This window comes from Streptomyces sp. NPDC001348 (genome assembly GCF_053597535.1).
Map to the genome: position 1 here is coordinate 99,600 of NZ_JBSFIK010000008.1, position 21,536 is coordinate 121,135.

The 21,536-nt window shown below is 70.5% G+C and carries 18 protein-coding genes; 7 read left to right on the plus strand and 11 right to left on the minus strand.

From position 1 onward, the window contains the following. Window positions 1-30: 30 nt before the first annotated feature. Window positions 31-627 carry a flavin reductase family protein gene (locus ACWC21_RS11095; protein ID WP_450880401.1) on the plus strand — a complete coding sequence of 199 codons (597 nt, stop codon included), beginning with the start codon at window positions 31-33 and terminating at the stop codon, window positions 625-627. A 4-nt stretch (window positions 628-631) separates the two neighbouring features. Here the strand turns inward: ACWC21_RS11095 and pglX are convergent, their stop codons facing one another. Further along, window positions 632-4,114 (minus strand): BREX-2 system adenine-specific DNA-methyltransferase PglX, encoded by a 3,483-nt coding sequence (gene pglX, locus ACWC21_RS11100; protein WP_450880403.1) that lies wholly within the window; start codon window positions 4,112-4,114, stop codon window positions 632-634. A 191-nt stretch (window positions 4,115-4,305) separates the two neighbouring features. Here pglX and ACWC21_RS11105 point away from each other — a divergent pair, with 191 nt between their 5' ends. Beyond that, window positions 4,306-4,485, plus strand: coding sequence for a hypothetical protein (locus ACWC21_RS11105; protein WP_450880405.1), 180 nt, complete (start codon window positions 4,306-4,308; stop codon window positions 4,483-4,485). Between the two features lie 190 nt (window positions 4,486-4,675). Beyond that, window positions 4,676-6,073, plus strand: a complete 1,398-nt coding sequence (locus ACWC21_RS11110) for an AAA family ATPase (RefSeq protein WP_450880680.1) — start codon at window positions 4,676-4,678, stop codon at window positions 6,071-6,073. Window positions 6,074-6,161: 88 nt separating this feature from the next. Here the strand turns inward: ACWC21_RS11110 and ACWC21_RS11115 are convergent, their stop codons facing one another. Continuing rightward, the gene (locus ACWC21_RS11115) at window positions 6,162-7,478 is read right to left on the minus strand and encodes an MFS transporter (RefSeq protein WP_450880407.1); all 1,317 of its coding nucleotides are present in this window, start codon (window positions 7,476-7,478) and stop codon (window positions 6,162-6,164) included. Window positions 7,479-7,549: 71 nt separating this feature from the next. On the opposite strand from ACWC21_RS11115, the gene ACWC21_RS11120 reads away from it, so the two are divergent. Together ACWC21_RS11120 and ACWC21_RS11125 are read left to right on the plus strand one after the other, a co-directional pair. After that, on the plus strand, window positions 7,550-8,545 hold the full coding sequence (locus tag ACWC21_RS11120; RefSeq protein ID WP_450880409.1) for a GlxA family transcriptional regulator: 996 nt from the start codon (window positions 7,550-7,552) through the stop codon (window positions 8,543-8,545). 543 nt (window positions 8,546-9,088) lie between these two features. Beyond that, complete coding sequence (locus tag ACWC21_RS11125) at window positions 9,089-9,262, plus strand: hypothetical protein (protein WP_450880411.1); 174 nt, start codon at window positions 9,089-9,091, stop codon at window positions 9,260-9,262. Between the two features lie 353 nt (window positions 9,263-9,615). Here the strand turns inward: ACWC21_RS11125 and ACWC21_RS11130 are convergent, their stop codons facing one another. The 4 genes from ACWC21_RS11130 to ACWC21_RS11145 form a co-directional block, all read right to left on the minus strand. Continuing rightward, the gene (locus tag ACWC21_RS11130; protein WP_450880413.1) at window positions 9,616-10,191 is read right to left on the minus strand and encodes an RICIN domain-containing protein; all 576 of its coding nucleotides are present in this window, start codon (window positions 10,189-10,191) and stop codon (window positions 9,616-9,618) included. A gap of 377 nt (window positions 10,192-10,568) precedes the next feature. Continuing rightward, window positions 10,569-11,618 (minus strand): Zn-dependent alcohol dehydrogenase, encoded by a 1,050-nt coding sequence (locus ACWC21_RS11135; protein ID WP_450880415.1) that lies wholly within the window; start codon window positions 11,616-11,618, stop codon window positions 10,569-10,571. A gap of 13 nt (window positions 11,619-11,631) precedes the next feature. Further along, window positions 11,632-12,774, minus strand: coding sequence for an acyl-CoA dehydrogenase family protein (locus tag ACWC21_RS11140; protein ID WP_450880417.1), 1,143 nt, complete (start codon window positions 12,772-12,774; stop codon window positions 11,632-11,634). Window positions 12,775-12,884: 110 nt separating this feature from the next. Continuing rightward, a complete protein-coding gene (locus ACWC21_RS11145) occupies window positions 12,885-13,799 on the minus strand; it encodes an SDR family oxidoreductase (RefSeq protein WP_450880419.1) in 915 nt (304 codons plus the stop codon). An 86-nt stretch (window positions 13,800-13,885) separates the two neighbouring features. Between ACWC21_RS11145 and ACWC21_RS11150 the strand changes: the two genes are divergently transcribed. Beyond that, window positions 13,886-14,821, plus strand: a complete 936-nt coding sequence (locus tag ACWC21_RS11150; protein WP_450880421.1) for a cyclase family protein — start codon at window positions 13,886-13,888, stop codon at window positions 14,819-14,821. Window positions 14,822-15,114: 293 nt separating this feature from the next. Here ACWC21_RS11150 and ACWC21_RS11155 read toward each other — a convergent pair whose 3' ends face one another. The 4 genes from ACWC21_RS11155 to ACWC21_RS11170 all read right to left on the minus strand — a co-directional run bounded on the left by ACWC21_RS11155 (window position 15,115) and on the right by ACWC21_RS11170 (window position 19,331). Then, complete coding sequence (locus tag ACWC21_RS11155; protein WP_450880682.1) at window positions 15,115-15,576, minus strand: ATP-binding protein; 462 nt, start codon at window positions 15,574-15,576, stop codon at window positions 15,115-15,117. A 507-nt stretch (window positions 15,577-16,083) separates the two neighbouring features. Continuing rightward, window positions 16,084-16,992 carry an acyl-CoA dehydrogenase family protein gene (locus ACWC21_RS11160; RefSeq protein ID WP_450880423.1) on the minus strand — a complete coding sequence of 303 codons (909 nt, stop codon included), beginning with the start codon at window positions 16,990-16,992 and terminating at the stop codon, window positions 16,084-16,086. Window positions 16,993-16,997: 5 nt separating this feature from the next. After that, the gene (locus ACWC21_RS11165; RefSeq protein ID WP_450880425.1) at window positions 16,998-18,131 is read right to left on the minus strand and encodes an acyl-CoA dehydrogenase; all 1,134 of its coding nucleotides are present in this window, start codon (window positions 18,129-18,131) and stop codon (window positions 16,998-17,000) included. A gap of 6 nt (window positions 18,132-18,137) precedes the next feature. Beyond that, complete coding sequence (locus ACWC21_RS11170) at window positions 18,138-19,331, minus strand: amidohydrolase family protein (RefSeq protein WP_450880427.1); 1,194 nt, start codon at window positions 19,329-19,331, stop codon at window positions 18,138-18,140. A gap of 155 nt (window positions 19,332-19,486) precedes the next feature. On the opposite strand from ACWC21_RS11170, the gene ACWC21_RS11175 reads away from it, so the two are divergent. Continuing rightward, a complete protein-coding gene (locus ACWC21_RS11175; RefSeq protein WP_450880429.1) occupies window positions 19,487-21,016 on the plus strand; it encodes a class I adenylate-forming enzyme family protein in 1,530 nt (509 codons plus the stop codon). Here ACWC21_RS11175 and ACWC21_RS11180 read toward each other — a convergent pair. Then, entirely contained in the window at window positions 20,995-21,507 is a 513-nt protein-coding gene (locus ACWC21_RS11180; RefSeq protein ID WP_389154659.1) for an EF-hand domain-containing protein, read from the minus strand. The genes ACWC21_RS11175 and ACWC21_RS11180 overlap by 22 nt on opposite strands. Window positions 21,508-21,536 lie beyond the last annotated feature (29 nt).

The window sequence follows — 21,536 nt, forward strand, 5'->3', positions numbered from 1 at the left end:
TGACATGCCGTCAGCTTCAATGGGGATGTGATGGGACATGCAGGGGCGGCCGCCGCCGCCGTCCGTTATCTCAGCCCGGCCGGGATCCCGGCCCCCGTGGAAGCCCTGCCCCGCCCGCGGTTGCGCTGCGTCGGCGAGGACGAGCGCGCCCCCGTCGACCAGGCCGAGTTCCGGCGCGTCCTCGGGAACTTCGCGACGGGCGTGACCGTGGTCACCGCACCGCCGGCCGACGGGGACCCCGCACCCGCCGGCTTCGCCTGCCAGTCCTTCAGCTCCCTTTCCCTCGACCCGCCCCTGGTCGCCTTCATGGTCGGCCGTACGTCGACGACCTGGCCGCGCATCGCCCGCGCCGGCGCCTTCTGCGTCAACGTCCTCGCCGCCCGGCAGGACACCCTGTGCCGGGGCTTCGCGGTGAGCGGCGCGGACAAGTTCGCGGGCGTCGAGTACGACGCCGCCCCGGTCTCCGGCTCCCCCCGCCTGGCGGGCACGCTCGCCTGGATCGACTGCACGGTCCACGCGGTGCACACCGGGGGCGACCACCTGATCGTGGTGGGCCGGGTGGACGCGCTGGGGGCGGGGGACGGGGACGCGGCGCCGCTGCTGTTCCACCGAGGGCGGTTCCTCTAGTCGGCTAAGCGCTTTTGCGTGGTCTGCCTCTCTTCGGGGCGGGCGGACGCCATGAGCTGACATCCTCGGCCGACAGACCGAGGCGGGTGAGGTGCTCTGCGTAGGCGTGCCGAAGAGATCCGTCGTCAACTGCCGACTCGGTTTCAAGCCCGTCGTCGGCCGACGTGACCCAAGGCAGAAGGTCCGCGAATGCCCTGAGCAGCGGCAGGGCCGACTCCGGACGATGCGTATGGGCATGGAAATCGGCTTCGAGCAGGTCGAGCAACGCCAGGGCACGCTCGTACGCAGTCCAGCCCGCCCAGCCGATCGGCGTCGTGGGGGACAGGGGCGAGGCGGACGATGCGAAGGAGACGAAACGCTCGTTCGGGATGTCGAACTTGCCACGCTGTCTCCAGTAGGACGGCCTGAGAAAGTCTGCCGCCGTGAAACGTGGCGGGACCGGGTGAGGCACGTCGGCAACGGTGAGTCCCCACCTGTCGTCTCGGCGTTGCGCCTCCCACAGTTCCTCCCATCGACGTCGCTTCTCGAGACCGGACGCCTTGTACCGGAGAGGTGTCGACTCGGGAACGGTGTCGTCGGCGAGCAGTTCGAGCAACACCTCACTCATGGTCGCCCGGTGCGAGTAGAGCTCTGCCAGGGCGGTGAAGTCCTCGTCTGAAGCGAGCAGTTCGGCCAGTTTCCGGACCGTTCGGGCGACGGGACGCCGACCCTGGGGCGAGGGCTCGTGCCACAGCCGGGGCGACTCGCAGAGGTCGAGGAGACGCCGGCGAAGGATTCCGCGCATCAAGACGTCCCAGGCAGGAGCAGCCCAGCGGCGCTTGTACTCGGGCTGTTCCAGCAGCGCCGGCAGGGCGTTGTCCCGAATGGCGTTCACACGACGTTCCACCAGCTCCCGATAGGCCGAAGGCCAGTGCTGGGGGATCTCAGTGATCAGGGGTGTCGCATGGCGGTCGAACCACGTGGTGCGCGTCTCCCCTGCCATGACTCTCCTGGCCAGCGCGATTTCGAAGGCCCGCTCGCCCAGGGAGATCCCTGGCACGTCCCCCGGTGCCGTCAACTCTCCCTCGTCGGGGATCAGGCCGTATCGGGCGTACGCTTCCCAGTCGAGCTCCTCCTGGACTGCGATCATCCGCGCTCTCAGCGCGAGCCACCGGTGCTCGGCCGACGCGAGGAACCGGCGTGTGAGCCGGGTGCCCGGGGCGGCAACCTCCTTCAAGACCTGCCTCGACTCGGCCGCCAGGCGGTCCAGTTCCTCCGCCTGCCTCAGCGGGAACGTGCGGGGAAGCGGTAGGTCGAGGAGCCGGGTGGAGGTGAACTCGTAGATCTTCTCCCAGGCCTCACCGCCGCGGATCTGATCGGCGCGTGGCTTGCCCTTGCTCTGGCTCATCTGCTTGAGCCAGAAACACACGGCGGAACTGTTGAGGACACCGAGGAGCGCAAGATGGGATTCCTCGGTGTCACTCGGCGACAGCTTGATCTCTGGTGCTGAGTTGAGCGGGAGGGCGGAGCCCCGCAGAAGACTGAAGTGAGGGTGCGTGGCCACCCAGGGAAAGACGATCGACCATGGGTGCATGTCCCAGCCGGTCGCGATCTGGTGCCAGTCGTACCACGGCGCCGTTTTCTTCGCACCGGGCCGTTCCTGCAGAACCGTCCGGTACGGCCACAGGCGCCGGTGGTGTCCGGGCAGCTGGCGGAGGTCGACTGGGGTCCGGTCGTGTCCGGAGCGGGGAAAGAACGCCACGAGGGCCGGGTCCGCGGACCAGTCCCGCACTTCGGATCCGGTCAGCACCGGGACGGTGGCACTCTCTTCGGCACCGCAGCGCCGGAAGGTGCCGACAGTGGCGCAGAAGATGTCGTCGGAGCCGGTGTTGGCGGCGTATCCGATGCGAACCACGCGATCGCGGAGCCTTAGGCCGTTCTCCATGCGGCGCAGCGCGTCCCGGGCGTCCGACGGGGTGAGGGTCCAGGGGAAGACGAGCAGTTGCTCGCGGTCCTGAAGGTAGGACTCGGCCCACTCGCTCGTCACCCCGGCCTCGAACGCCAGGTCCCGCAGCGAGCGCCAGACGAGGCCCTGGTCGGGCTCCTTCGGTTGCGCGGGCTCTCCTCTGCGGCCCACGACGACGTGCACGGGCGTGGCCGGGCCGGGCACGCGGTTCTGGCCCACGAGGATGGCGGTAGGAGCGCCGTGCCCGGGAATGTAGGCCCCGGACGTGTCGATCACATGCGAGACCGCCACCTTGGGCAGGAAGCTCTCGATGAGGCTCCGCCCGAACTCGCGTTTCATGAAGGCGTTGGATGTCAGGAGTCCGACGCGACCGGCGGTCGTGCCGGGCAGCGCGAGTCGGAAGGCGAGCTCGGTGAAGGGGACTGGAAGAGTGTAAGGGCCACTGCAGCTCTCGTAGGCGTCCCGGTACGCCGTGAACAGAGCCTTGTCCTTGACGGAGACATACGGCGGATTGGTCGTCACCGCATGGTAGGAAAGCTCGGCGAGGAGCCCGTGACGATCTGCGTACGTGTCGACGTCGGCCGCGGAGTCCACGTCTGCGGGACTCGGACTGTTGTCCGCGCCGTGACTGCCGTGCAGGAGGGAGTCACCCGTGGCCACCACCAGTTGCAGGTCCGGAACGTCGTCGATGCGCCGCTCGCCTGTGCTGTTCATAGCGGCCAGCAGTAGGCGGAACCGTGCGACGAGCACGGCGCACGGGTCGATGTCGCAGCCGTGCACGGACCGCAGCGCCCGCGCCGCGTGCTGCCAGGGGCTCATCTCCGGCCTGACCTCGGTCCACCGCCGGAAGAGCCGTTCGTACGCGGCGAGGAGGAACGCACCTGTGCCGCATGCGGGATCGACGAGCCGGAAGCCGGACAGCCCCACCACGTCGGACGCGTGTTCGGCAAGAGCCGGTTCGACTGCCAGGTCGTGGATGAGGTCGACGACAAACGACGGCGTCGGTACCTGGCCGTACGACTGCCGCGCCGGCTCGTTGAGCACCGAGTGGAGATCCGCCAGGAACCCCGTGGAACGCGACGCGTCGGTGAAATCGTGCTCGAGGGCGCCGTCCGGTGTGCGGCGGCGCCAGAAGGCGAGCACTTCGGAGCATGCCTCGGGGCCGGGCCTCATCCGCCACAAGGCATGACCGTTCCCGCCGAAGACCGCCGCCATTGCAGGGTGGCAGCGGAGACGGTCGACGGCGTGGACGACGGCGTCGTCGGCGGGCCCGCCCTCGGCGAAGGAGATGTCGAGAAGGTCGTTGTCCTCGCAGAACCGGATCATCACGGTCGCGAGCACCCAAGCCGTCGCACTCCGGGAGATCCGCTCATCCAGCCAGGCCCGCCACGTCTTCGCCGTCGCGCCGCGAGTCCTTGCCCATTCGTACTCGTCATGCAGGGGCTCCGCAGCCGGGTCGGCTGAGGCACGTGCGGCCAGGTCGGACGCGACGCGGGCGGTGAGCTGCCACAGGTCCGCGGCCAGGCGGTCGTCGACGGGCATGGGTCCCCTCTTTTATTCCTTCTCAGTGCGCCTCGTCTGCAGCGACACTCTATCAGCGTGTGAGTGTCATAAATATTGGTGAGTGTTAGAGGATGCGCTACGCTCCTCTGTCATCGACCTCGGGTGAATCTCGACGAAAGGGGTGGGCGGCTCACATGGGCGGCGACAGCAACGGGATCAAAGGAGTATGGGTGGCGATCGTCTTGCTCGGCGCAGTGCTGATCGGCTGTATCGCGTCCGGTGTCTGTTGGGCTGCAAGGCACGGGCGGCCGGCCGAGGACCGCGTCATGGGGGCGCTCTCGGCGGGCGGGGTCACGTTCATCGGGGTGGCGACCCTGGGGATAGCGATCGGGAGTTTCCTGACCGGCTGACTTCTTAGGTGTACACTACTTAGGACTGCGCCCCTAAGAGTTGTGGTACAGAGGAGTGGCCGTGCCCCAGGCGAAGCTCGCCAAGCCGTCGCGCGTCTTCGATCGCGGTCCCGAATGGGACGCCCTCACCGCCTTCGTGAGCCGTCCCGTTCCGCATGCCATGCTCGGAATCGTCAGCGGCAGGCGACGCATGGGCAAGACGTATCTGCTGCGAGCACTCGTCGAGCAGTGCGGCGGTTTCTACTTCGGAGCCACTGACGCCACCGAGGCCGAGTCCCTGCGCCAGTTCAGCGCCGCCCTTGCCGAACACGTGGGTTCGCCGGTGGCCTTCTCCTTCAGCACCTGGCACGACGCCGTTTCGTACCTCTTCGGCCTCGCCGCCTCCGGACCCCGGACAATGGCGGGCCTGACGGCGGAGCCCTTCCTCGTCGTCATCGACGAATTCCCCTACCTGGTGAAAGCGGCTCCCGAACTGCCGTCCTTGATCCAGCGCGCGATCGACCGCGGTCAGGTGGAGGAAGGCCGGATGCGGCTGCTGCTGTGCGGTTCGGCGATGTCCGTCATGGGCGGGCTGCTGGCCAGCAGTGCCCCCTTGCGCGGACGGGCTCAGCTCGAGCTCGTCGTGCGACCCTTCGGCTACCGTGCGGCGGCGGACTTCTGGGGCGTCGCAGCCGAGCCAGAGCTCTCCGCCCGGCTGCACGCGGTCCTCGGCGGCACCCCTGCCTACCGCCGGCAGTTCCTGGCGGACGATGTCCCCGCGAACCTGAACGATTTCGACGACTGGATCTGCCGCACGGTTCTTTCGCCGTTCAGCCCTCTCTTTCGGGAGGCTCGTTACCTCCTGGCCGAGGAAGCCGACATCCGCGATACGGCGCTGTACCACTCGGTCCTCGCTGCCGTGGCGCAGGGCAACACGACGCGCGGGGGCATCGCGGGCTACATCGGCCGCAAGTCCGTCGACATCTCCCATCCGCTCAATGTGCTCGAGGACAGCCATCTCCTGGTCCGAGAAGCCGATGTCTTCAGGGCCGGAAAATCGCAGTACCGCATCACCGAACCCTTGATCAACTTTTACGAGGCCGTCATGCGCCCCTCCTGGACTCGGCTGGAAAGCGGTCAGGCTGCGGAGGTCTGGGCCCAGGCAGGGGAACGCTTCGCGGCACAGGTGGCTGGTCCGCACTTCGAGGCGATCTGCCGCGAGTACGTTCTCGGCCCCGGGCGCTCGATGCTCAGTGCATCCTTGGGCGAGGTCGGCGGCGGTGTCGTGACCGATCCGAAGGAGCGCCGACAGATCCAGGTCGATGTGGCCATGGTTGAACAGGGGTCCGGCGGGAACCGCCCGGCGGTGGCACTGCTCGGGGAGGCGAAATGGGGCACGGTCATGGGACTCGCCCACCTCGAGCGCCTCAACCGTGCGAAGGAACTGCTGGCCGGACGCGGGCTGGACACCTCCCATTGCGGGTTGGCGTGCTTCAGTGCGGCGGGCTTCAGCGAGGCATTGCGGGCCGAGGCGACGCGGGGTGGGGTGTTGTTGATCGGTCTCGACGAACTGTACGGACGGGCTATGCCCACCGGCTTCCTGATCTAGGGCTTGTCCCCCGGGCCAGCTCACCGCAGCGGAGACATCCACGCCCAGGGGCTGTTGCGAAAGTCCCGTCGTCCTTGGCAAGAGGCCGTCAGTCCACGGCTACAGGCTCCCTGATCTGAACATCCGGCCGGCGCCGGATCACCAGGGCCATCAGGGCCGCCGCCGCGCAGAGGGTGCCGGAGGCGTACCAGACCATGTCGTAGGAGCCGAAGGCGTCGCGGGCGACGCCGCCGAGGTAGGCGACGAGGGCGGCGCCGACCTGGTGGGAGGCGAGGACCCAGCCGAAGACGATGGCGCTGTCCTCGCCGTACTGCTCGCGGCACAGGGCGAGGGTGGGCGGGACGGTGGCGACCCAGTCGAGGCCGTAGAAGACGATGAAGAAGATCATCGGGGGGTGCACGCTCGGCGCGAGCAGCATCGGCAGGAAGAGCAGCGAGATGCCCCGCAGCGCGTAGTACACGGCGAGCAGGCGGCGCGGTTCGAAGCGGTCGGTGAACCAGCCGGAGGCGATCGTGCCGACCACGTCGAACACGCCGATGACCGCGAGCAGCGAGGCCGCCGCCGTGATCGGCATGCCGTGGTCGTGGGCGGCGGGCACGAAGTGGGTCTGGATCAGGCCGTTGGTGGAGGCGCCGCAGATCGCGAAGGTGCCGGCGAGCAGCCAGAAGGGGCCGGTGCGCACGGCGGAGGCCAGGACCGTGAGGGTGCGGCGGGCGGCGCCGCTGACCGGGGGCGGCTTGGGCACGAACTCCTTTGCGCCGTACGGTTTGAGGCCCACGTCCGCCGGGTGGTCGCGCAGCAGCAGCCAGACGAACGGGACGACCGCGAGGGCGGCGAGCGCGACGGTGACGGCGGCCGGGCGCCAGTCGTGGGTCTCGATGATCCAGGACAGTACCGGCAGGAAGATCAGCTGACCGGAGGCGGAGGCGGCGGTGAGGACGCCGCTGACCAGGCCGCGGCGCTCGGTGAACCAGCGGTTCGTCACCGTGGCGGCGAAGGCCAGCGCCATCGCCCCGGTGCCCAGGCCGACCAGCAGGCCCCAGCACAGCAGCAGTTGCCAGGCCGCCGTCATCCACACGGTCAGGCCCGAGCCGAGCGCGATCACGGTGAGCGCGGCGGCCACCACCCGGCGGATGCCGAAGCGGTCCATCAGCGCGGCGGCGAACGGCGCGGTCAGCCCGTAGAGCGCGAGGTTGATGGAGACGGCGGCGCCGATGGTGCCGCGCGACCAGCCGAACTCCTGGTGGAGCGGGTCGATGAGCAGTCCGGGCAGCGAGCGGAAGGCGGCCGCGCCGATGATCGTCACGAAGGTGACGGCGACGACGAACCACGCCCTGTGCACCCTGGGCTTGTCGGCGGGTGAGGTTTCCTCTGCGGTGGCCACGGCCTCGGTTGTCTTGGTCACGACATCAAGCTTCCGCCGGGGGCCCGCGCCCATCGAGTGGCCCGGAGGACAGTGTTCGCTAGGATCGGGCCATGGAAACGGCCACCGCCTTCCGCCCGCACCGCGTCGCCGTCCTCGCGCTGGACGGCCTGCTGCCCTTCGAACTGGGTATCCCGCACCGCATCTTCGGCCGTCCCCAGGACGCCGCGGGACGGCACCTGTACGAGGTCGTGACCTGCTCGGTCCGGCCACCCGGCCCGGTCGAGACCGACGCCGACTTCGCCATCCACGTCCCGCACGGCCCCGAGGCGCTGGCCACCGCCGACACGGTGATCGTCCCGGCCTCGTACGAACTGGGCCCGGTGTTCGAGGAGGGCGTGCTGACCGAGGAGCTGACCGCCGCGCTGGCCCGCGTCCGCCCCGGCACCCGGATGGCCTCCATCTGCACCGGTGTCTACGTCCTGGCCGCCGCGGGTCTCCTCGACGGCCGCCCGGCCGCGACGCACTGGGCCGACGCCGACCGCTTCCAGCGTCTCTTCCCCCGCATCAGGGTGGACGCCGACGTGCTGTTCATCGACGACGGCGACATCCTCACCTCCGCGGGCGTCGCCGCCGGCATCGACCTGTGCCTGCACATGGTGCGCCGCGACCACGGCACGGCCGTCGCCAACGACGTGGCCCGGCGTACGGTCGTGCCACCGCACCGCGACGGCGGGCAGGCCCAGTACATCGAGCGGCCGGTGCCCGACCCGCAGCAGGCCACCACGACCGGCGCCCGCGCGTGGGCGCTGGGCCGGCTGCACGAGCCGATCCAGTTGCGGGACATGGCCGCGCAGGAGGCCATGTCGGTACGGACCTTCACCCGCCGCTTCCGTGAGGAGGTCGGCATCAGCCCGGGCCAGTGGCTGGCCCAGCAGCGCGTGGAGCGGGCGCGGCACCTGCTGGAGTCCACGGACCTGTCCATCGACCAGGTGGCCCGGGACGCCGGGTTCGGCACGGCCCAGTCGATGCGGCAGCACCTGCAGACGGCGCTGGGGGTGACACCGACGGCGTACCGGCGGACCTTCCAGGCCGCCACCAGGGCCTGACCCGCCCTAGTCCCCGGGGCCATGACTCTGGCGCCGCCCTGTCTGGGCTCTCCTACGTCATCCGATCCGGGCGGCCGGCGCTGCGCTGTCCGTCCGGTGGGACGGGGGCTCTTAACGGTCGGGATGCGGCGAAGTGCGGGCGTGTACCGGACCGGTGGCGCTCATTCAATGCCTGGCGGTGAGGAAGTTTTGACGAACTTGCAGGTCAAAGCTATCGAATGGCGGCCGAGTGGGTGCCATGGTCAGGCCATCGGCGGCCGAGAGCCCCGTCCTCTGTGAAACCACGCCCGCCTGTAAATGGCCTGGTCAGAGCAGGGTTGCGGGGCTTGCCCCCGCGTCGAGCACTCTGAGTCGCCCTGTCCGGAGCGCCATCCCGGGACGCAAGGACCAGGGAGGCAACGGGCGCCCTCGCGCTGCGCCGTGTGTGCCGGGCTGCCCCTGGCGGTCCGGGTGGCCGCTGCCCGGCTGACGGCGCGGCCACCGCCCAACCACCGCATGCCCCACAGCTCCGGGGCGTGCCCGAATCCCGAAGGGGAACCGTTCGTGTCCACGCTCGCTCTGCTCGTGCTGCTGCTCCTGGTCGTCGTCGTGCTGTTGCTCGCGGCCGGCACCGCCTACCTCGTGCACCGCCACCCGTCATGGGGCCAGCCGCTCGCTGCAGCGTTCGGTGCCGTGACCGTCATGGCCACGCTGGTCGGCGTGATACTCGCCCGGTGAACCGGGCGTGCCTGTGCGCGGCTGGCGCGCAGTGCCTGTTTCTGAACCTCGTATCAGCAGGCCAAACCCACAGGACCGAAATGGGTACTTTGCGCAAGCGTTCGGGGAACGGTCACGGTGACCGTTCCCCGAACGGCAACTGCCGGGGATGGTGTGGCGCGAGCGAGAGAACGCTACGAACGCCGTGGCGCTGACGGTCATCAGCGTCACTGGGAGTCCACCAGGTGGCCGCGACCTTGATCGATCTCAAGGTGATGACGGTGACCTTGGCCTACCGCCCACCTGGCACCAGGCTACCGAGCCCGCGCCTTCCAGGGGTTCAGAAACAGGCACACACCCCGGCGAAGGCTGGTTCAGTAGCCCAGTTTCCACTTCGAGAACCCGGAGCCGTTGCACAGATCCATCAAGGCGCCATTCGCCCGGGTGCCGTACAGGCAGAGGTTCTTGCCGTCGACGTCGGAGAGTTCGACGTTGTCCCAGCCCGATCCCTTCGCCAGCCACGTGAGCTGCGGGTAGTTTGGAGTCCCCGAATTGACGTACTCGTTGGTGATTGGCTTCGTCGGGGACCAGTACAGGTACAGCCGGGTTGCCACATTCATGATCTTGACAACGTCGTAGGTCGTGTGATGGTCGTAGACCACAACCCAGTTTTGGTAGTTGTTCCCGAACTGGCAGGGGTTGGTGTAGACGCTGCCGGCCGCGTTGCTGTCCAGGCACAAGCCGGTCTCCCAGTTACGCAGGAAATTCGGCCCGAGGGTGTATGCCGAGGCGGGGCTGGCGTTGACGAGCGACAACCCCAGGGCCAGGCCGAGACTGACGATCGCTGCCCATCCGCGGCGCGTCAAAAGTCCCAGAGCACGGGGCCGGGTCGGCGCTAATGCGCTGCCCGCTCGGTCCTCGCCCACTCCCTGCATGTCAACTATTGCCATTTTCTCTGCCTTCCTCAGCTCCTGGCCCGGACTGCCAGACCCTGGTGGTCTTGGCTGCTGGGACCTTCAGCTCAGGGCAAGGAACCAGCGCGCCCTGAGTGAACTGACCAAAGAGACGGGACGACAGCGAAGCGCGTTGCAAAGGGAACGTAATGGGAAGGTAATGTATTGCGAGGGCGGTCTGTTCGGCGCCGTCGATCGCGTCGCCCCAGCGGGTCTTCGCGACCGGAAAGGTTTGCCGGGAAGCTCGCGGCGTCCGGTGCGGTGCCTCGCAAGGCGGAGCATCACCCGCGTACTGGATGTACTCGAGTGGTGCGACAACGCGGCGAGGTGCCGTGCCGGGCGTCGCGAGCCGGTGAACCTTTTCGGTCGCAGCCCTAGAAGGTGAGCACCGCCCGCGCCACCCGGCCCGCCTCCGCGTCCGCCCGCGCCTTCTCGAAGTCCTCCACCGGGTAGGTCGCGGTCACCAGCTCGTCCAGCAGCAGCTCGCCCCGCCGGTACAGCTCGGCGTAGAGGGCGATGTCGTGCTGGGGGCGGGAGGAGCCGTAGCGGCAGCCCAGGATCGCCTTGTCCAGGTACATCGAGGAGACCAGGAAGGACGCCTCCGCGGTGGCCGGGGGCACGCCGAGGAGGATCGCCTGGCCGTGCCGGTCGAGCAGGTCGATCGCCTGGCGGATCAGCTCGGTGCGGCCCACGCATTCGAAGGCGTGGTCGACACCGGTGGGCAGCAGGTCCTGCACGCCGTCGGTCGAGGTCAGGAAGTCCGTGGCGCCGAACCGCCGGGCGATGGCCTCCTTCTCCGGGTTGGCGTCGACCGCCACGATCCGCAGGGCACCCGCGAGCCGTGCGCCCTGCAGGACGTTCAGCCCGATCCCGCCGGTGCCGATCACCAGGACGCTCTCCCCGCGCGCCACCCGGGCCCGGTTGAGCACCGCCCCCACCCCGGTCAGCACCCCGCAGCCGATGAGCGCGGCGGAGGCCGGCGGGACGTCCTCGGGGATGCGGACCGCCTGCACGGCCTTGACGACCGTGTGCTCGGCGAACGCCGAGTTGGACGCGAACTGGTGGAGGGTGTCCCCGCCCCGCAGGAACGGCCGCCCCGGCCGTCCGATCGCCTTCCGGCACATCGTCGGGCGGCCCCGGTCGCACTCCGCGCAGGTCCCGCAGTTGGCCAGCGTGGACAGGGCCACGTGGTCGCCGGGCGCGACGTGCGAGACCCCCGCGCCCACCGCCTCCACCACTCCGGCACCCTCGTGCCCCAGCACCACGGGAACGGGGAACGGTATGGTCCCGTCCACCACGGACAGGTCGCTGTGGCACAGCCCGGCCGCCGAGACGGCCACCCGCACCTCGCCGGGGCCCGGATCCCGTACGGCCAGGTCATCCACCACCCGCACCTGCTTGCCGTCGAACACCACACCGCGCATCGCTCGTGCCCCCTCAGCCCTTCGGTTCCCTCGGCAGACCGAGCACGCGCTCGGCGATGATCGTGCGCTGCACCTGGTCGGAGCCGCCGTAGACGGTGTCGGCCCGGGAGAACAGGAACAGGTGCTGGAAGGCGTCGAGTTCGTACGGCGCCGACGGCGACCAGTCGGCCGGGCCCGCGCTCGCCGCCGCCCCGCGCACCGCCATGGCCAGCTCGCCGAGCCGCTGGTGCCAGCCCGCCCACAGCAGCTTGGCCGCGCTGGGGGCGCCCGGGTCGCCGGAACCGCCCAGCGTGCGCAGGGCGTTCCAGCGCATCACCCGCAGCTCGGCCCACTGCCGGACCAGCCGGTCACGCAGGACGGGATCGTCGGCGGCACCGGTGTCGAGGGCCGTCCGCACCACCCGCCCCAGCTCCTCGGCGAACCCGATCTGCTGGGCGAGCGTGGACACCCCCCGCTCGAAACCGAGCAGGCTCATCGCCACCCGCCAGCCGTTGCCCGCACCGCCCACGACGTGCTCCGCGCGGGCGCGCGCACCGTCGAAGAAGACCTCGTTGAAGTCGCTCGTGCCGGTCATCTGCCGGATCGGGCGGACTTCGATCCGGCCCGGCTGGTCCATGGGCACGAGCAGGAAACTCAAGCCCTGGTGGCGGCGGGAGGCCGGGTCGGTGCGGGCGAGCACGAAGCACCAGTCGGCCTCGTGCGCGAGGGAGGTCCAGATCTTCTGCCCGGTGATCAGGTAGGACGCTCCCTCGCGTACCGCCGAGGTGCGTACGCCCGCCAGGTCGGACCCGGCGCCCGGCTCGCTGTAGCCCTGGCACCACAGTTCCTCGCCGGCGGCTACGGGTGGCAGGAAGCGCGCCTTCTGCTCGCCGGTGCCGTGGGCGATGAGGGTGGGCGCGAGCAGGTTCTCCCCGATGTGCCCGGAGCGCGGCGGCGCCGCCGAACGCGCGTACTCCTCGGCCCAGGCGACCTGCTGGGTGAGGGTGGCGGTCCGGTTGCCGTACCCCGGCTCCGGCCACCCGAGCCCGATCCACCCGGCCGAGCCGAGGGTACGTTCCCAGGTCCGGCGGTCCTGGGAGGAACCGGCGTGCGTTGCGAGCCATGCCCTTGCCTCGCCGCGGAACGCCTCGTCCTCGGCGGTGAATCCGAAATCCACGGGGGCCTCCCTTGCAGTCGCCGGTCGGGATACGCGCCCCAAAGGGGCGCGGGGAACTGCGCGAACAACCACAACGGACTCGCAGCCGCCGAACCAGAAGCAGCCCCTGGCTATTGGGCGTTCGGCCGAGAACCATCCCGCGCAGCCCTCTCCATCGCCTCCAGCTGGGCCAGCATCGGCATGGGATCGACCCCGACCGAACCCGGCAGGATGTCGGCAAGGGCCTCCGGGGTCCAGGCCCCCTCCCGGTAGGCCGAGCGCAGCTCACGCGGCTGTGCCCACACCGCCAGCTTCGGCCCCGCGATCGTGTACACCTGCCCGGTGATCCGCTGCTCCCGCGCCCGCTCCGACAGCAGGTACACCACCAGCGCCGCCACGTCCTCCGGCTCCCCGATCTCCTTCAGTTCCATCGGCACTCCCGCGGACATCCGGGTACGCGCGACCGGCGCGACCGCGTTGGCGGTCACCCCGTACTTGTGCAACCCGAGCGCCGCGCTCCGCACGAGCGAGATGATCCCGCCCTTGGCGGCGCTGTAGTTGGCCTGCGAGACGGAGCCCTGGTGGTTTCCGCTGGTGAAGCCGATGAGCGTGCCGGACCGCTGTTCGCGCATGACCGCGGAGGCCGCCCGGAAGACGGTGAACGTGCCCTTGAGGTGGGTGGCGACGACCGGGTCCCACTCCTGCTCGGTCATGTTGAACAGCATCCGCTCGCGCAGGATGCCGGCGACGCAGACCACCCCGTCGAGACGGCCGAAGGCCGACAGCGCGGTGTCGACCACCCGTTGCCCGCCCGCCATGGTGGAGATGTCGTCGGCGACCGCGACGGCCTCGCCGCCGGCCGACTCGATCTCCTTGACCACGGCGTCGGCGACCTCGCTGGTGGGTGAGGTGCCGTCGGTGGAGACGCCGTAGTCGTTGACGACGACCTTCGCCCCCTCGGCCGCCGCCGCGAGCGCGACCGCCCGGCCGATGCCCCGGCCGGCGCCGGTGACGGCGACGGCCTTGCCTGCCAAGAAGTTCCCCACTCCCGGCCCCTTCCCGCGGTTTCTGACGGACCGTTAGATTTTATGGCGCGCCGGACGCGCGGAGACAACCCCTGGGGAGGACCGAGATGTCACTGGCCGCACTCCGTCCCGAGTTCCACGACATCGCGGGGCGCGTGAACAACTGGGGGCGCTGGGGTGCCGACGACGAGATCGGCACCCTGAACCTGATCACCGACGAGGTGGTGCGCGAGGCGGCGGCCACCGTCCGCACCGGACGCCGGGTTCCGCTCGCGCTGCCGCTGAAGGAGGACGGCGTGCAGACCGGGATGATCCCGGGCCGGGTGAATCCGCTGCACACGATGGTGCAGATCAATCAGGAGCTGTTCGGCCCGGGGACGGTGGCCTGCAGCGACGACGCGGTGACGATGGGGCTGCAGGCGGGGACCCACTGGGACGCGCTGACCCATGTGTCGCACTCGGGGAGGCTCTACAACGGCCGCCCCGCCGGCACGGTCACCGCGCACGGCGGCGCCGAGTTCTGCGGTATCGACAAGGCGCGGCACGTCGTCTCGCGGGGTGTGCTGCTGGACGTGGCGCGGGCGCGCGGCGTGGACCGGCTGGCGGGCGGGCACGCGGTCACCCCGGAGGACCTGGAGGCGGCCGAGGAGCTCGCCGGGACGCGGGTGCGCGCGGGCGACGTGGTGCTCGTACGGACCGGTCAGGTGCAGGTGTACCTGGCGGGCGACAAGCACGGGTACGGCTACCCGTCACCGGGACTGTCGGTGCGCACGCCGGAGTGGTTCCACGCGCGCGATGTCGCCGCGGTCGCCAACGACACCCTCACCTTCGAGATCTTTCCGCCGGAGATCGAAGACCTGTGGCTGCCCGTGCACGCCCTCGACCTGGTGGAGATGGGGATGCTGCAGGGCCAGAACTGGAACCTCGAAGAGTTGTCCACAGCCTGTGGAGAAGAGGGCCGGTACGCGTTCCTGCTGTCGGCGATGCCCGAGCCGTTCGTCGGCGCGACCGGCACCCCCGTGGCGCCGGTTGCCGTGCTCTGAGCCGGCCGGGAATCCGGCCGGCGGCGCACCGGCACCCTTCTCGCGCGGGGTCCCGCACGCCGCCACCCGGCTCCGACCCACACTCGCCGAGGACCCCGTCACCCGGGCCCTCGTCGTCCCCTCGCGGCGAATCGATGAGCACAAGCGTGATCACGAGGTCACGCGCCGTCAACACCCGAACGGGGATATGTCACTTACGCCCCGTTCATGGCGGACGCGCACGGATGCACACCCGGCGCACCACCCGAAGGAGGCGAGGCCCCGACGGGCTCACCTGCACCCCGTGCGCCGGGCTACACCGCCTCGAACGCGAACCCTTCGAAGGTGGCGGGCCCGCCCCGGTACGCCACCGCGCCTTCCGCGGGTGACCCACAGCGGTCGAGCTCGCACCAGATGCGCTTGCCCGCGCCCTCCGCGCTCCAGCCCCAGCGGTCGGCGAGGCCGTCGACGAGGGCCAGGCCCCGGCCGCCGGTGGCGTCGTCGTCCGCGCACCGGGGCACGGGGGCCCGGGTACTGGAGTCGGCCACCTCCAGGCGCACGGCGGCCTGCGGCGCCTCCGCACCGGGCAGCGAGAGCCGCAGCACGGCCGGCGTCCCGGTGTGCACCACGGCGTTGGTGACCAGCTCGGAGACGAGCAGCACCACGGTCTCGGCGAGCGACTCGTCGTCCGCCATACCGGCCCCGGCGAGCCGCGAGCGCGCCCACCTCCTGGCCCGCCCCACCTCCGCGGGGTCGGGTCGGATCTCCAGCTGCACTTGAAGCACCTGCACCGCTCACACCATCCGAACCGGCGGACACATGACCCGACGCCACCCGGACTCCGCGACGGGGGTCGCGGCGAACAGCACGACGGGGGCCACGATCGTAGCCATTTTCTGCATGGCCAGAACAACGGCCAGAGCAGGGGTCACGGAACGTGATTCCCTTGGAAGACAGCATGGTTGACGTACAGTCACCTCAACAAGCGCTTCGGGCATATTCCAGCGCGAAGGAGTACGTGTACGGCATACTGTGCGACGGTCATCCCGGAGAGTCGAACAAGCCGGTCGCGAGGCCGCCTTGCGGACCTCACCGGTACGGTTCGAGCTCTGGGCCACTCGCATCCCACACAAGGTACCGGAGCACGCATCGACTCCGGGGGGTGACGAGTCGAGGACGGGTCACACTCCGTCACCAACGCTCCGTGATCACACTCTGCCACGATCCGCGACATCCACCGGTCGCCGCACGCCGCCCATCGGCGCAGGCGCCGTGCGGACGCTTCAGGCGAGAAGATCGGCGGCGAGCAGCTCCTCACTCTCCGTACTCCCCCCGCCACGTTGGGCTCGCACCCACGTTCGCTTCAGATGGAGGTGCACCTCTGCCTCCCAGGTGAAGCCCATGCCGCCGTGCACCTGGAGGCAGTCGCGGGCGCCGCGCACGGCCGCCTCGTCGGCGAGCAGCCGGGCCGCCGCGATGTCCACGGGATCGGCCGTGACGGCCGCCGCGTAGACGGCGGCCCGGGCGGTCTCGGCCCGGACCAGCATCTGGGCGCACAGGTGTTTGACCGCCTGGAAGGCTCCGACGGGCTGCCCGAACTGCTCTCGCGCCCGGGCGTGTTGCACGGCCAGCTCGCACACGCGCACGGCCGTGCCCAGTTGTTCGGCGGCCGTGAGGAGTACGGCGACGGGATCCGGTGCGCGGCCCCCGGGAACTTCGGGAAACCCGGGAGCCCCAGGAACCTCAGGAACCCCGGGAACACGGTGCAGTGGCGTCAGCGGGTCCACCGACCGCAGGGGCACGGCCCCGGCGGCGTTCCCGAGCACGGTGTCGGCGTCGGCCAGCCACTCCACCAGACCGCCGTCCACGGCGGTCACCACCGCCTCCCCGGTGGCCGCCCCCGGTACGGTCCCGGCCGCCAGGTGGGTGGCCACCAGCGGGCCGGGCAGCAGCGCCCGTCCGGCCTCCTCGAAGGCCAGCACCGCCTCGGGCAGGCCGGCTCCGGCCCCGCCGTCCGGCTCGGGCAGCCGCAGTGCGAAGAACCCGGCCTCCCCCAGCTCCCGCCACAGCGCCCGGTCGAGGCCCGGCGCGTCGACCGCCGCCCGCCGCGTCTGCGCGCCGAAGCGCCGGGCCAGCAGCTGCCGCACCCCGTCCCGCAGGGCGCGCTGGTCGCCGGTCAGTCGGAACCGCACGCGGCTCACCTTCCCTTCGGCAGGCCGAGGATCCGCTCGCCCACGATGGTCCGCTGGATCTGCGAGGTGCCGGCCGCGATGGTGTACGACAGGGACGACAGCCGGTCCAGGACCCAGGGCCGGTCGAGGTCGAGGCAGTCCGGGCCGAGGACGTCGGCGGCGGTGTCGTACAGCTCCTGGCGCGCGTGCGAGTACCGCAGTTTGAAGACCGAACCCCCGGCCCCGGGGACGCCGCCGCTCGACTCCGCCTCGCTGACGTTCCACTGCGTCAGCCGCCACAGCGCGCGGAACTCGGCGTTGAGCCTCCCGAGCCGCCGCCGCACCGGCGGGTCGTCCCAGCGGCCGTTGCGCCTCGCCTCGCGGGCCAGTTCACCGAGGACCCGGCGACAGGCGATCACCTCGCCGACGAACGCCGTACCGCGCTCGAAGGACAGCGTCACCATCGTGACCCGCCAGCCGTCGTTCTCCGCCCCGACCCGGTTGGCGGCCGGCACCCGCACCTCGTCGAGGAACACCTCGGCGAACTCGGCCGACCCCGCGAGCGTCCGCAGCGGTCGTACGGTGACCCCGGGGGCGTCCATGGGCATCGCGAGCCAGGTGATGCCCTTGTGCTTGGGCGCCGCCGGGTCGGTGCGCACCAGCAGCTCGCACCAGTCGGCGACTTCGGCGTGCGAGGTCCAGATCTTGGATCCGCTCACCACGTAGTCGTCGCCGTCCCGCCACGCGCGCGTACGCAGCGCCGCCAGGTCGGACCCGGCGTCCGGTTCGCTGAATCCCTGGCACCACACCTCCTCGCCCCGCAGGATCGGCGGCAGCCAGCGCTCGCGCTGCCCGGCCGTGCCCTCGGCGGCGATCGTCGGTCCCGCGTGCAGCAGCCCCACGAAGTTGGCGCCCACATAGGGGGCGCCCGCCTTCTCCGTCTCCTCCAGGAAGATCAGCCGCGTCGTCGGCGAGGCGCCCCAGTGGACGTCGGCGTACCCGGCGTCGTACAGCATCCGCTGCCAGCCGAGGTCGTGGGCGCGGCGGGCCGGCCAGTCGTCCGGGGAGGGCTGGGGAGGGAGCGTGGGCAGCACCTTGCCCAGCCATTCCCGCAGCCGGGCCCGGAACTCCTCCTCCTCGGGCGTGTACGTCAGGTCCATGGGCGGTTACTTGTCGAGGTCCAGCGACAGCATGCGGATCGCGTTGCCCCGCATGAGCTTGTAGACCGTCTCGTCGTCGAGGCCCTTCACATGGTCGAGGGCGACCTCCTTGGTGTGCGGGAAGGTCGAGTCGACGTGCGGGTAGTCGGTCTCGAAGGTGGCGTTGTCCCGGCCGACGACGTCCAGCGACGCGACGCCGTGCTTGTCGCGGAAGAAGCAGCAGAAGATCTGCCGGTAGTAGTACGTCGACGGCGGCTCGGGGATCAGGCCGCGGACCCCGCCCCAGGCCCGGTGCTCCTCCCAGACGTCGTCGGCGCGCTCCAGGGCGTACGGGATCCAGCCCATCTGGCCCTCGGAGTAGGCGAGTCGGAGCCGCGGGAACCTCACCAGGACCCCGCTGAAGAGGAAGTCCATCATCGAGGCCATCGCGTTGTTGAAGGACAGCGACGCCTGCACGGCGGGGGGCGCGTCCGGGGAGGCGGCGGGCATCTGCGAGCTGCTGCCGATGTGCATGTTGACGACCGTCCCGGTCTCCTGGCAGGCCGCGAAGAACGGGTCCCAGTAGCCGGAGTGGATGGAGGGCAGACCCAGATGGGTGGGGATCTCGGAGAAGGTGACCGCCCGCACCCCGCGCTCGGCGTTGCGCCGGATCTCCTCGACGGCGAGTTGCACGTCCCACAGCGGGATCAGGCACAGCGGGATCAGCCGTCCGCCGCTGTCCCCGCACCACTCCTCCACCATCCAGTCGTTGTAGGCGCGCACACAGGCCAGGGCGACCTCCTTGTCGTGCGCCTCGGCGAAGGTCTGCCCGCAGAAGCGCGGGAAGGTCGGGAAGCAGAGGCTGCCCTCGACGTGGTTGAGGTCCATGTCCGCCAGCCTGGCCTTGGGGTCCCAGCAGCCGCGTCGCATCTCGTCCCGGGTGATGCCCTCCAGGGTCATGTCGTCCCGGTCGAAGCCGACGGCGGCGATGTTGCGCTTGTACGGGAACTTGAGGTCCTCGTAGATCCACCAGTCGGTGGGCGGGCCGTCGGGGTCCATCGTGATCTGGTACTTGCCGCCGACGTAGGCGAGTTCACCGATCCCCGCGGTGAGCGGCTTGGGACCGCGGTCGCGGTACTTGGCCGGCAGCCAGGTCTCGAAGAGGTGCGCGGGCTCGATCACGTGGTCGTCGACGCTGATGATGCGGGGCAGTTCGGTCATGGTCCCCTCCGCCTGGCCGTTCGTCCGATGTATCTGATGGTTCGTCAGATTCTCCGTCGGTCCAGCAGGCTAGCCCCGCACCCCTGGACCGACAAGGCGCACCGCCCTACGCTCTGCCCACGATCTGACGAACCGTCAGCCAATGGGGGTACACCGTGACCGACACCGCCCACGCCCTCGGCGCCTCCCGCACCCTCTGGGAGCTGGTCGCCCGCCGCGCCGACCTCACCCCCGACCGGCCGGTCCTGCTCCGGGGCGACGGGCCGGACCACCGCTCCCTGACCTTCGGCGAGCTGCGCGAGGGCGCCGAGCGGGTGGCGGCCGGCCTGTACGGCATGGGGGTACGCCCCGGCACGGTGGTCGCCTGGCAGTTGCCCACCCGGATCGAGACGGCCCTGCTGTCCTTCGCCCTGGCCCGGCTCGGGGCCGTGCAGTCGCCGGTGATCCCCTTCTACCGGGACCGTGAGGTCGCCTTCGTGCTGCGGGCGTCCGAGGCGGAGTTCTTCGCGGTACCGGGGACCTGGCGGGGGTACGACCACACGGGGATGGCGCGGCGGCTCGGCGCGAAGGGGGTCTTCGAGGCGTACGACGACCTGCCCGACGGCGATCCGGCGGTACTCCCCGCCCCGCCCGCCGAGGGCACCTCCGTACGCTGGATCTACTGGACCTCGGGGACCACCTCCGACCCCAAGGGCGTGCTGCACACCGACCGTTCGCTGATCGCCGGCGGTTCGTGCCTGGCGCACGCGCTGCGCCTCACGGCGGACGACGTGGGCTCGATGGCCTTCCCGTACGCGCACATCGCCGGCCCCGACTACACGGTGATGCTGCTGCTGTACGGCTTTCCGGCGGTGATGTTCGAGCAGTTCGCGCTGCCGGACGCGCTGGAGGGCTACCGCAGGCACGGGGTGACGGTGGCCGGCGGCTCGACGGCGTTCTACTCGATGTTCCTGGCCGAGCAGCGCAGGCAGCCGGGGACGAAGGTGATCCCCACGCTACGGCTCCTCGCGGGCGGCGGGGCGCCCAAGCCGCCGGACCTCTATCACTCGGTGACCCGCGAGATGGGCGTGCAGCTCACCCACGGTTACGGCATGACCGAGGTACCGATGATCACGATGGGCTCGCCGGACGACACCGCCGAGAACCTGGCGACCACCGAGGGGCGGCCGCCGGCGGAGATGGAGATACGGATCGTCGACGGGGAGGTGCGACTGCGCGGGGAGGCCGTCTGCCAGGGCTACCTGGATCCGGCGCAGACCGCCGAGGCCTTCGACGAGGAAGGGTTCCTGCGCACCGGCGACCTCGGGCATCTGACCGAAACCGGGCACCTCGTACTCACCGGGCGCCGCAAGGACGTGATCATCCGCAAGGGCGAGAACATCTCGGCGAAGGAGATCGAGGACCTGCTGCACCGGCACCCGGCGGTGGGCGACGTGGCCGTGATCGGGCTGCCGGACGCCGAACGCGGGGAGCGGGTGTGCGCGGTGGTCGAGCGGGCGGCACAGCCGCCGGGGGCCGGGGAGCTGACGCTGGCCGCCGTCACCTCGTACCTGCGCGCGGAAGGGCTGTCGGTGCACAAACTGCCGGAGCAGCTCGAGGTGGTGGACGCCCTTCCGCGGGGCGACACCCTGCGGAAGGTGCTCAAGTACAAGCTGCGCGAGCGCTATTCGGGGACGGTGAAGTAGCGGGCGAAGGCCGGGACGATCTCCGCCTCGCCCACCTTGCCGTCGCCGTCGGTGTCGAGTCCGCCGGCCACCGCCTGGGCGACGTCCTCCGGGACGCCGAAGGCCCGCAGCACGCGCGCGGTGTCCGTGACGGTGGCCGCGCCGTCCCCGTCGGTGTCCGCCACGTCCAGGGCGGCGTGCAGGAAGGGCCGGGCGATCTCCGCGAACCGCTCCGGGTTGTCGCGCAGCCGCTTGACCGCCCCGGTGACGAACTCCTCGCGCGTGATGCGCTGGTCGCCGTCCCGGTCCGCGATCCCCGCCATGCCCTGCCAGAACGCCTCCGCACCGGCGTACAGGGCCTGTCCCTTGCCGGAGCGGGCCGCCACACCGAACTCGGCGAGCAGCGCCTTGGCCGCGCCGCTGAAGTCCAGCCCGTCGATGTATCCGCTGCCGTCCTGGTCGAAGGTGGCGAACCGGGCGGCGATCCTGCGCTCGTACTCGGTGCTGACCATGTCTTTCGTGCCGCCTTACTCACGTGGGG